An 11480-nucleotide genomic window follows, 5' to 3' on the forward strand; every position below is an offset into this window, starting at 1 on the left:
TCTGATGGGTCCGAGGCGAAACCACTCCCGGCTGCGGATACTGATCGCTGACGACAACCCGATCGTCCGCGACGCGCTGCAAGCGCTGCTGGAAACCGAACCGGATCTCGACGTCGTCGGGGTCGCCGGTGACGCGGCCGAGGCGGTGGAACTGGCCGAGCGGTGCGCACCCGAGGTCGCCGTACTGGATGTGCGCATCCCCGGCGGCGGGGCGTGGATGGCGCGGGAACTCCGCCGCCGGGTCCCCGGGCTGGGACTGATGGCCTTCTCCGCGCACAGCGACAGCGGCTCGATCGCGCAGATGGCCGCGGCCGGGGTCACCGAGTACCTCGTCAAAGGCAGCCCGAACACCGAGATCATCGCGGCGATCCGGCGGCTCGGCGAGCGGGTCAGCGACTGAGCCAGCGTTCCATGCAGGCGAGCAGTTCGGCGGTGTCCACCGGCTTCGTCACGTAGTCGCTCGCGCCCGCGGCGAGGCTCTTCTCCCGATCACCCTCCATCGCCTTGGCGGTGACCGTGATGATCGGCAGCCCCGCGAACCGCGGCATCTCGCGGATCGCGGCGGTGGTGGCGTAGCCGTCCATCTCCGGCATCATCACGTCCATCAGGATCAGGTCGATCCCCTCGTCGGCGAGCAGCATCTCGATGCCCTTGCGGCCGTTCGGCGCGTGCACCACCCGCAGCCCGTGCAGCTCCAGCATCCCCGAGATGGCGAACACGTTGCGGGTGTCGTCGTCGATGAGCAGGACCTTCCGGCCACGCAGCCGGTAGGACGTCGGCGGCTCGCCGTCGCGCTCGTTCTCCGTCGACGGCGCGGGCGCGGTCTCCGGCTTGCGCATCAGCGGCAGGATTCCGTCCAGCTCGCTCGCGGACAGGTGCAGCATGATCCGCTCCCGCAAGGAGTCCAAAGAGGACAGTAGCTCCACCGGGTGCACCCGGACGTGCGCCTGGAGCAGCCGTTCCTGCGCGGCGGACAGCTTCCGGCTCGCGTGGGCGAGCACCGGGACCTCGATCGGGTCCGGGCCCTCGGTCAACCGCTTGAGGAAGGTCAGCGCGGTGGTGCCCGGCATGCTGGTGTCCAGCACGATGCAGCGGAACGTCCGCGCGGTCAGCGCGTCGATCGCCTCGGCGGGGTTGGACACCGCCTCCACCCCGACCACCGGCACCGCACCGTGGGTGTAGGCCAGATCCGCCGCGACGCCCCTGGCCAGCAATGTCAGGAGGTTGTTCTCCTGGCTTTCCACCACGAGGACGCGGCGACGGCCGAGCTGCTCGGCGGCGTCGGGCCGCTCGGTGCCGGGGTCGGCGGTGCCCGCGGTGTACTGCGCGACCGGCAGGAACAGGGTGAACGTGCTGCCCTCGCCGAGCCTGCTCTCCGCGCGGATCTCCCCGCCGAGCAGGAACGCGACCTCACGGCTGATCGACAGGCCGAGCCCGGTCCCGCCGTACTTCCGGCTCGTGGTCCCGTCGGCCTGCTGGAACGCGCCGAAGATGGAGTCCAGATTCTCCTCCGCGATCCCGATCCCGGTGTCCGCGACGACGAAGGCGACCAGCTCGTGCCCGGCGGGCGAGGACAGCACCTCCTGATCCACGAGCTCGACACGCAGCTCGACGCTGCCCTCTTCGGTGAACTTCACCGCGTTGGACAACAGGTTGCGCAGCACCTGGCGCAGCCGCTGCTCGTCGGTGAACAGCAGGCCCGGCACGTCCCTGCCCACCGTGACCTGGAAGTCGAGCCCCTTCTCCGCGGTGAGCGGCTGGAACGTGGTCCGCACGTAGTCGACCAGCTGCCGCAGCGGGAACGGCTCGTGATGGATGTCCATCTTGCCCGCCTCGACCTTCGACAGGTCGAGGATGTCGTTGATCAGCTGCAGCAGGTCGGTGCCCGCGGACTGGATCACCTTGGCGAACTCGACCTGTTTCGGGGTCAGGTTCTGGGTCGAGTTCTGCGCGAGCACCCCGGCCAGGATCAGCAGGCTGGTCAGCGGCGTCCGCAGCTCGTGCGACATGTTGGCGAGGAACTCCGACTTGTACTTCGACGCGAGCGCCAGCTGCTGCGCGCGTTCCTCGATCTCCTGCCGCGCCTGCTCGATCTCGAAGTTCTTCACCTCGATGTCGCGGTTCTGCGTGGCCAGCAGTTCCGCCTTCTCCTCCAGCTCGGCGTTGGACCGCTGCAGTTTCGCCTGCTGTGCCTGGAGTTCCTCCGACCGCGCCTGCAGTTCGGCGGCGAGCCGCTGCGACTCCTCCAGCAGCGAGTCCGTGCGCGCGTTGGCGATGATGGTGTTGACGTTGACGCCGATGGTCTCCATCAGCTGTTCGAGGAAGTCCCGTTGCACCGCGGTGAACCGGGTGAAGGAGGCCAGTTCGATGACACCGAGCGCCTGGTCCTCGAACACGATCGGCAGCACGATCAGGTTCACCGGCGCGGCGGAGCCGAGGCCGGAGGAGATCTTGACGTACTCGGGCGGGGTCTGGTCGACGACGATCGGCTTCTTCGCCTGCGCGGCCTGCCCGATCAGCGACTGCCCGAGGTCGAACCGCGTGACGACGTCGGCGCCTTCGCTGTGCCCATAGGCGGCGATCAACCGCAACCGGGGCCGGTCCTCGCCCGGCTCGGTGAGAAAAAACGTGCTGTGCTGCGCGCCGACGAGCGGGGCCAGCTCGTTCATGATCAGCTGGGCCACCACCCGCAGATCGCGGTGCCCCTGGATCAGCCCGGAGATACGCGCGAGGTTGGTGTTGAGCCAATCCTGCTCCTCGTTGGCCCGGGTGGTCTCGCGCAGCGACTGCACCATCGCGTTGATGTTGTCCTTGAGTTCGGCCACTTCTCCTTGCGCCTCAACGGAAATCGACCGGGTGAGGTCGCCGGTCGCGACCGCGCCGGTGACCTCCGCGATGGCCCGCACCTGGCGGGTCAGGTTGCCCGCCAGCTCGTTCACGTTCTCGGTGAGCCGTTTCCACGTGCCGGACACACCCTCGACCTCGGCCTGCCCGCCGAGCCTCCCTTCGCTGCCCACTTCGCGCGCGACGCGGGTGACCTCGGCGGCGAACGCGGAGAGCTGGTCGACCATCGTGTTGATGGTGGTCTTGAGTTCCAGGATCTCCCCGCGGACGTCGACGTCGATCTTCTTGGTCAGATCGCCGCGTGCCACCGCGGTGGTCACCTGCGCGATGTTGCGCACCTGGCCGGTGAGGTTGTTCGCCATCGAGTTGACGTTGTCGGTGAGGTCCTTCCACGTCCCGGCGACGTTGGGCACGCGCGCCTGGCCGCCGAGAATCCCTTCCGTACCAACCTCTCGCGCGACCCGCGTCACCTCGTCGGCGAACGCCGAGAGCGTGTCGACCATGGTGTTGATCGTCTGCGCGAGTGCGGCCACCTCGCCCTTGGCCTCGACCGTGATCTTCTGGGACAGGTCGCCGCGCGCCACGGCCGTGGCCACCTGCGCGATGGAGCGGACCTGATCGGTGAGGTTGTCGGCCATCACGTTCACCGACTCCGTCAAGCCTTTCCACGTCCCCGAAACGCCCTTCACATCGGCCTGCCCGCCGAGACGTCCTTCCGTGCCCACCTCCCGCGCGACGCGAGTGACCTCGTCCGCGAACGAGGAAAGCTGGCCGACCATCGTGTTGATCGTGTCCTTGAGTTCCAGGATCTCGCCCCGCGCGTCGACCCGGATCTTCTGCGAGAGGTCGCCGCGCGCGACGGCGGTGGTGACCTCGGCGATGGAGCGGACCTGATCGGTGAGGTTGTCGGCCATGACGTTCACCGACTCCGTCAGGCCTTTCCACGTCCCCGAAACGCCCTTCACGTCGGCCTGCCCGCCGAGACGACCTTCCGTGCCCACCTCCCGCGCGACGCGAGTGACCTCGTCCGCGAAGGACGAAAGCTGGTCGACCATGATGTTGATCGTGTTCTTCAGTTCGAGGATCTCGCCGCGCGCGTCGACCCGGATCTTCTGTGTCAGATCGCCCTTCGCCACCGCGGTCGCGACCTGCGCGATCGAGCGGACCTGCGCGGTGAGGTTGCCCGCCATGAAGTTCACCGACGTCGTCAGATCCCGCCACGTCCCCGCGACACCGGGCACCTGCGCCTGCCCGCCGAGGATCCCTTCGGTGCCGACCTCGCGCGCCACCCGCGTCACCTCGTCCGCGAACGCCGACAGCTGATCCACCATGGTGTTGATGGTGTTCTTGAGTTCGAGGATCTCGCCCCGCGCGTCGACGGTGATCTTCTGCGACAGATCGCCCTTCGCCACCGCGGTGGTGACCTCGGCGATCGAGCGCACCTGGTTGGTGAGGTTGCCCGCCATGAAGTTCACCGACGTCGTCAGATCCCGCCACGTCCCCGCCACGCCGGGGACTTCGGCCTGCCCGCCGAGACGTCCCTCGCTGCCGACCTCGCGCGCCACCCGGGTGACCTCGTCCGCGAACGCCGACAGCTGATCCACCATGGTGTTGATCGTGTTCTTCAGTTCGAGCATCTCGCCTTTGACGTCGACGGTGATCTTCTGCGACAGATCGCCCTTCGCCACCGCGGTCGCGACTTCGGCGATGTCGCGGACCTGGCCGGTGAGGTTGCCCGCCATGGCGTTGACCGAGTCGGTGAGGTCCTTCCAGGTCCCCGAGACCTCCGGGACCGAGGCCTGACCGCCGAGCTTGCCCTCCGTCCCGACCTCCCGCGCGACCCGGGTGACCTCCGAGGTGAACAGCGCGAGCTGGTCGACCATCCCGTTGAACACGGCGGCCATCTCGTCCACCAGGCCGTCCTCGGCGCGGGGCAGCCGGGTGCTGAAATCGCCGTCCCGCACCGCCTTCAGGCCGTCGAGCAGTCGTTGCAGGCCTTGGTCGTCCAAGGCCGTCCCGCTCCGCTTCACCGCTCGTGATTCGGCCATCGCGTGCTCCCGGGGTCGAGGGGGGGTGGTCGCAAGGGGGTCGCGCCGCCGTGGCCGCGCGGCGGGGTTCAGGCCGCGGTCCGGAACTCCGCGACCTGGTCGGCCAGCTCGCAGGCGGACGGATTCGCCTGGCGCAGCCGCGCCTGCTGTTCGAGCGGGGCCAGCCGGTCACGGAACCGCCGCGAACTCAGCGCCATGGCCTCGGTCAGCGCCCGGTCGGCGACCGCGACGGCCTCGTCGACGTCCTCCGAGAGCAGATGACTCGTCGCCAGCATCGTCAGGCACAGCGACCTGCTGCGGGCCATGCGGTCGCCGTACCGCGCCACCACCCGGGTCAGCTCGTTGACCGCCATCGCCGCGTACATGGTGTCGACGGCGGCGGCGAGTTCGACGTAGACCGTGCCCGCCATCGCGGCCAGGTCGGTCTCGCCGAAGAACTGGGCCGAGGCCGGGGCGTCCGCCGCGTCGGCGCGTTCGAAGGCGTCGACCGCACGACCGAGCGCGGCGAGCGCGGGCCGGGGATCGGCGAGCTTCGCGTAGGCCCACGCCTGGTTCGCGTACAGCACACTCAGCATGAGCGTGCACTCGCCGGACTCGGCGGCGACCACACCGCGCTGGAACGCCTCCAGCGCCTCGCGCGGGGCGTCGTGGTGCAGGAACACCCGCCCCTGCCGATAACGGATATTGGACAGCAGCGCGTCGTCGCCGCCCTCACCGGCGAGCTCGGCCGCGTGGTCGAGCCAGGCGTGCGCGACGACGGGACGTCCGGAGTCGAACGCGGTCCAGCCGGCCAGCCCGGCCAGATCCGCCAGTGCCGAGCACAGCGCGGCACGGACCGCCGAGGAGCAGTCGGCGTCGAGCAACCGGAGCGCCCAGTTCAGCTGCGCGGCCACCGCGTCCCGGCACCAGCCGCCACCGTAGCGGTAGTCCAGCGCGCGGAACGTTCTCGTCTCGGCCTCCACCTTCCTGACTTCGGCGCAGCCGATCCGGCCGCGGCCCACCACGGGCCAATGGGAGTCGGTGCAGTAGGAAAATGCTTGCTCTACGGTCATTTCGGGCCTCCGTGATCGGGTACCACCGAGGGGTGGGCCACCGGGGGCCGGAGTGACGAGCGGGTTCATTTCGTGCGGAGCGCGGGAATGCCGGGACTGGCCGAGCGGCAACCGGGCTCCCCGGTATTTTTTCACGCCCGGCGGCCGGAGGCATTGCCGACGCCGATTGCGTTTCCGCATCGATCAGCCCTTCTCGCCGCTGCGCGTCCGATATTCGGGCATCCAGAATTCGATCGTCACGCCCGCGCCGGGCGCGCTGTCCACCGTCAGCCAGCCCTGCGCCGCCTCGGCCCGCTCCCGCATCGCCGAAAGACCGACGTGTTCCCAGCGCCCGGCGCCGACCGCCGCGGCGTCCATGCCGACCCCGTCGTCGGACACCCGGACCAGCAGCCCGCCGTCCCGTTCGGCGAGCACGACGTCGACCCGGCTCGCCGACGCGTGCTTACGCACGTTCACCATCGCCTCCTGGACGATCCGGAACACGTTCACGACGACCTCCGGGGTGAGCGAGGAGACGTCGATGTCCTGCCGCAGCGTGCATTCGAGCCCCCAGCCCTCGACCACGTCGTCGAGGTAGGCGCGCAACGCGGACACCAGATCGTCGCTGTCCTGGACCGGCGGCCGCAGATGGGCGACCAGCGCGCGCAGCCTGGCGATGGTCTCCTGAATGGACTCGTCCAGCCCGGCCAGCGCCGTGCGCACCTCTTCGGACTGGCGCGCGGCCAGCATCTGCAGCCGCATGCTCACCGCGATCATCGACTGGATCGAATCGTCGTGGACGTCCCACGCGATCCGCCGCCGCTCGGTTTCCTGTGCCCGCACCAGATGGGTGAACACCTGCTGCCTGCCCACCCGGTCCAGCGACGGCGTCAGATCACGGACCACCTTGCCGAATCCGACGATCTCGCCCCGTTCGTCACGCACGGCGGTGAGCACGGAATTGGCCCAGAACCGCGTCCCGTCCTTGCGAAGCCGCCAGCCTTCCTCTTCGAACCGGCCCTGGTCGGCCGCGGCCGCCAGCTCCGCCTCCGGCTTCCCGTCGGCGACCTCCTCCGGCGGGTAGAACACCGAGAAATGCTGCCCGATGATCTCGTCCGCCCGGTATCCCTTGATCCGTTCGGCGCCGGCGTTCCAGGTGACGACGAAACCACGCACGTCGGTGGTGAAGATCGCGTAGTCGACGACGTTGGCGATGAACAGTTCGAAGAGGGCCTGGCTCGGCGGCGCCGCGCCAGGCCTTCCCGATGACGTGGTCATAGTGCAGCTTCCCACGCGTTCCGGCGTGCTTTCCCCGTTCTCACCCGAGCAGACGAATGATCGCCGGGGAATCAGCTCACTCAATGAGTCCGGTCCGCCGGGCGACCGCGACGGCTTCCAGTTTCGAATGCGTCCCGGTCTTGGTGAGAATGCGCTGCACGTGATTGCGCACGGTATTCCGCGCGAGCGCGAGTTCTTCGGCGATCTGTTCGGTGCCCAGCCCTTCGGCCACCCGGATCAGCACCTGCCGTTCCCGGATGGTCAGCGCGGGCGCCAGCAGTTCGGGTTTCCCGGCGAGTTCGGCGAGTGCGCCGGCGAGCAGTTCGGGCTGGATGACGATCTCGCCGCCCGCGACCGTGCGAATGCTTTCGACGAGTTGCCCGAGCAACCCGGATTTCAGCAACAGCCCGGCCCCGCGCGCTTCGAGGATCCTGGCCGCCATGGCACTGTTCGCGTCGCCGGTGAAGATCAGCACCCTGGTGGACGGCGATTCCGCGCGCAGCCGCGGAATCGCGTCGATTCCGTCGCCGTCGGGCAGCCTGCGGTCCAGCAGTACGACGTCCGGCCGCTGCCGCGCCGTCGCGGGGATGCCTTCGGCGAGGGAATGCGCGCAGCCCACCAGTTCGATTTCGGGATACGCCTCGAACGCCGCCATGAGCGCTTCGGCGACCATCGCGTGATCCTCGACCAGGAGCACCCGGGTGGGCGTCCCGCCCCGGGAAGCACGCGCCGCGCCCGGCGTGTCCGGCATCCACCCACCTCCGCGTCGTCGCGGCGTCGGCGGCCGCCGGGGTCATTGTGGCCCACGCGCACCGGCCGACGCGTCCGCCGACCGGTGCGCGTTTTCCACCCTTTGCCAAGGTCATCCACATTTCGGACCGCATGCGTCCGTTCGGCGGCTGAACGCGGGGCGAGGCCGGGAATAGGATGCGGGGTGTAGCCGGTCGGCTCCGCCTCGTGGCACCAGGCGAGCCGGCTGTCGCCGTTCTGGACCCCGACGGTCGATCAATCCGTCCCGGGTGGGGAACAGGAGGCGACGGGCATCATGGGTGTACGCATTCAGTTCGCGACGCTGTCGGACGAACGGCGCCGCGGTCGCCCGGCACAGATCATGAGCCGCGCCGTCGGTGGCCGATCCGATCCGGCGCGCCGTCAGAGCGCCGATGCCGGTACCGGCCGCCACGGAGAATCCGATCCGCACGGACGAGGTTCCCATGCCTGACCACGACGTCCTGGAACGACCCACGGCACATCCGCCGGCCGACGAGCAGGGCCTCGGCACGGCACTGCTGCTCGGCGGTCTGCTGGCCGCGGTCGAGATCGCCGAAACCGCCGCGGGGCTGGTGCTCTCGGCGGGTGGTCTCGTCGACACCGGCTATCCGATCCCCGAGGACCCGCCCGGGCCCCCGCGCGGCGAATAATCCCGCCCCGCCGCCGACGGTGGCATTCCCTACCGGGCACTTCCGGCCACCAGGTTCGACTCGACGGGCACATCTGACCCACCAGTTATTCGACCGCCAGTACCGTAACCGGCTGGGTCGTCATAGATATCAGCAGTTCGTACGAAGGACGGTCAGGTGATTTGCTGGGATCGCTGTGGGGACGTCCATTGTCGGAGTTCTCACTCCACGGCAGATCCGTTGGCTGAGAAAACATCTGAACGACTATCACCGCCGGGTCGCCCGTGCACTCGAAGACGACGTTTACGACCCTGTTGTCTCCGCCATCCTCGAAGCCCGGCGAGCCGGCGATCAGCGTGAGGTGCGTGCGTGCCTCGTGGATACACTTCTCGCGGTCACGGCATCGCTTGAATCACTACCCAGCCAGGGCGGCGTGGTCGAACCGGAGGATGACGAGGCCCGCTGGCGCTGGGTATGGGCACTACACGAGTTACGCATGGCGTTGACAGTCCGGCTCGGCAGGAAAATTCATTCGGACGCATCGGCCAAATTGATGAACCGTCAGTCCATCACGAAGCGCCGGTCTCGGACCAAAAATCGAGGTATGAGAACCTTGACCGCCTGATCGAGGAGATGGACGACCTGATGCCTCAGGATGAAAAGGAGGTGAAGGCCTTCGTTCTGGGTTATGTGCAGAAAGGGGCCAATAAAGAGGCAGGCCGCGGGCGGCTCCCCCGCGGCCGTCGTAGCCGGCCCACGTCGTGTCACGACAGCGTTGGTCAAGGGGAACAGCGCACTCTCCGCGCACTCGTGGAGGATTAACGGAAAGCGCATCAAGTCTGGCAATCGTGAGCCACCGTGGCCCAACCTGCCCGAAAAGGTAACCGGACGGACAAATGGGGTCCGCCATTCTGGTGAATCCCCTGCGGCCGTTGTATCAGCGGCCCGCTGGAGCGCGCTCCTGAAAAGAGGTAGCGCGGAGTCCAGTGCGGGGAGGTCGCGATGCCGTCCACGATGACGTCCGCCGCGCGGACCCGGCGGATACGGGCCGTCCGGCCGGGTTTCGTGTCCTTCCTCATCCCGTTCGCCGTGCTCGCCGCCATTCTCGTGGCCGCGCCGCCTGGTGCCGGAGGCTCCGGGCCGCTCGCCTGGTACACCACCATCGTCTGGTCGCTGCCGACCGCGGTCACGCTCCGCGGGCTTTCCGGCGGCCTCCTGACGCGGCGGCGCACCGCCGCCGAGCCATTGCCCGGCCCCGTCCCGCATCGGCTGATCGTGGTGATCCCGACGATCGGCCGATGTGACGTCCTCCCCGCGCTCGAACGCGTGGTCGCGTCGTGCTGCGAACATCTGCCCGCGGCGTTCACGGACGTGCGGGTCGACGTCGTCGTGGAGGAGGGCTGCGCCGCGCGGCGGGCGATCACCCTGCTCTCCGGACGGTATCCCCTGGTCCGGATCGTCGAAATCCCCGCCGACTTCCGCACCGCGCGGGGCACGCGCTTCAAGGCCCGCGCCAACCACTTCGCGAACCTGGTGCGGACCACCTGCGGCGAGGCCCGCGACGACGTCTGGGTACTGCACATGGACGACGACACCGGGGTCGGCGAGGACACCGCCGCCGACGTGGCCAGGTTCGTCCACGAGCAGCACGCGGCCGGGGAGTCCGGGCTGCACCTGGCGCAGGGCGTGCTGGCCTACCCCCGCGAACACGCGAAGAACCGGTCGGTGTGGCTCGCCGACGCGGTCCGGCCCGGCTGCGACGTCAGCCTGTTCGCGGCGGGCACCGGACGCGGGACGCCGCGCACCGGGCTGCACGGCGAGCTGCTGCTGGTCCGCGCCTCGGTCGAAGCGGCCATCGGCTGGGACTTCGGCCCGTCCTCGACGGTCGAGGACGCCGAGTTCGCCCTGCGTTTCAGCGCGCTTCACCCCGGCCGCAGCGGATGGTTCGCCGGCCGCTCCTACGGCGCGTCCCCGGCCACCGTGCGTGATTTCCTGCGGCAGCGCGAGCGGTGGGTTTCCGGGCTGCTGCGGCTGGTGGCCAACCGCGCGATCCCGGTGCGGCACCGGCTCCCGCTCCTGCACAGTGTCTCGGTGTGGCTGTGCGGTCCCGCCCAGCATCCGGTGGTGGTGCTCGCGCTGGACGCGGTGCTCGGCGGCAGGGCCGCGCCGGTCACCCCGGTGGTCGCCCCGTTGTGGGCGCTCAACGCGGCGTTCAGCTGGTGGCTCTACTGGGAGGGCTACCGGATCAACGTCCGCTCGTCCGCGGACGCCCGTCCCCGGCTCGGCGAGTCGGTGCGGTTCCTGGTCATGATCCCGTTGTTCGTGCTGTGGGAGGGCATCGGGATCGTCCGCGGCATCGTGAGCGCGCTGCGACACGAGCCCACCTTCACCGTCATCGCGAAGCCTCTCTGAGAAAGCACTGTGCGGAAGGGAAACCATGGCCATCGAAGAGCGCAGGCTGACCCTCGAGGTGACCCTGCTGGAGGACCCCGACGAGACCGAACGCGCCGAGCTGGCCGAGCGGCTGTGCGCGGAGCTCCGGGAACTCGACGTCGACAGCGCGGGGTTCGTGCCGGGCAGGCCCGCCCCAGCGGGCTCGAAGGCCGACGCGGTCACGCTGTCGACCGTGCTGCTCACCTTCGCCGCTTCCGGTGGGGTGTTCACCACCGTCATCGGCACGGTCCGGGACTGGCTGCTGCGGCAGCGACAGCCTGGTGTCGTGGTCGACATCGAGATCGACGGGGACGAGTTCCGCATCGAGGGCGCGACCTCGGACGAGCGGCAGCGGTTGCTCGAAGCTTTCGTAGCGAAGCACTCGGCCGCAGGATGAGCGACGCTTGCGAGCGAATCATGGAAATCATGCGCCAAGAAGAATCGGA

General features: G+C 69.0%; 9 protein-coding genes. 5 read left to right on the plus strand and 4 right to left on the minus strand.

Features of this window, described 5'->3' with window-relative positions; translation table 11 throughout:
- Positions 1-4 precede the first annotated feature (4 nt).
- The gene (locus ACFW0G_RS07200) at positions 5-400 is read left to right on the plus strand and encodes a response regulator transcription factor (RefSeq protein ID WP_378323928.1); all 396 of its coding nucleotides are present in this window, start codon (positions 5-7) and stop codon (positions 398-400) included.
- Here ACFW0G_RS07200 and ACFW0G_RS07205 read toward each other — a convergent pair.
- The 4 genes from ACFW0G_RS07205 to ACFW0G_RS07220 form a co-directional block, all read right to left on the minus strand.
- Complete coding sequence (locus ACFW0G_RS07205) at positions 390-4892, minus strand: HAMP domain-containing protein (RefSeq protein ID WP_378323929.1); 4503 nt, start codon at positions 4890-4892, stop codon at positions 390-392. The genes ACFW0G_RS07200 and ACFW0G_RS07205 overlap by 11 nt on opposite strands.
- Before the next feature lie 68 nt (positions 4893-4960).
- Positions 4961-5944 carry a transcriptional regulator gene (locus ACFW0G_RS07210; RefSeq protein ID WP_378323930.1) on the minus strand — a complete coding sequence of 328 codons (984 nt, stop codon included), beginning with the start codon at positions 5942-5944 and terminating at the stop codon, positions 4961-4963.
- Positions 5945-6127: 183 nt separating this feature from the next.
- Complete coding sequence (locus ACFW0G_RS07215) at positions 6128-7201, minus strand: PAS domain S-box protein (RefSeq protein WP_378323931.1); 1074 nt, start codon at positions 7199-7201, stop codon at positions 6128-6130.
- Positions 7202-7277: 76 nt separating this feature from the next.
- Positions 7278-7952: a response regulator gene (locus ACFW0G_RS07220; RefSeq protein ID WP_378323932.1), complete on the minus strand. Its 675-nt coding sequence runs from the start codon at positions 7950-7952 to the stop codon at positions 7278-7280.
- A gap of 463 nt (positions 7953-8415) precedes the next feature.
- Here ACFW0G_RS07220 and ACFW0G_RS07225 point away from each other — a divergent pair, with 463 nt between their 5' ends.
- The 4 genes from ACFW0G_RS07225 (at position 8416) to ACFW0G_RS07240 (ending at position 11431) form a co-directional block, all read left to right on the plus strand.
- Entirely contained in the window at positions 8416-8622 is a 207-nt protein-coding gene (locus ACFW0G_RS07225; protein ID WP_378323933.1) for a hypothetical protein, read from the plus strand.
- A 175-nt stretch (positions 8623-8797) separates the two neighbouring features.
- Positions 8798-9226, plus strand: a complete 429-nt coding sequence (locus tag ACFW0G_RS07230) for a hypothetical protein (protein ID WP_378323934.1) — start codon at positions 8798-8800, stop codon at positions 9224-9226.
- 377 nt (positions 9227-9603) lie between these two features.
- Positions 9604-11013, plus strand: a complete 1410-nt coding sequence (locus tag ACFW0G_RS07235) for a glycosyltransferase family 2 protein (protein WP_378323935.1) — start codon at positions 9604-9606, stop codon at positions 11011-11013.
- Between the two features lie 25 nt (positions 11014-11038).
- A complete protein-coding gene (locus tag ACFW0G_RS07240; protein ID WP_378323936.1) occupies positions 11039-11431 on the plus strand; it encodes a hypothetical protein in 393 nt (130 codons plus the stop codon).
- The last annotated feature ends 49 nt before the right edge of the window (positions 11432-11480 follow it).

The sequence above is a fragment of the Amycolatopsis sp. NPDC058986 genome (assembly GCF_042741125.1).
GTDB lineage: Bacteria > Actinomycetota > Actinomycetes > Mycobacteriales > Pseudonocardiaceae > Amycolatopsis.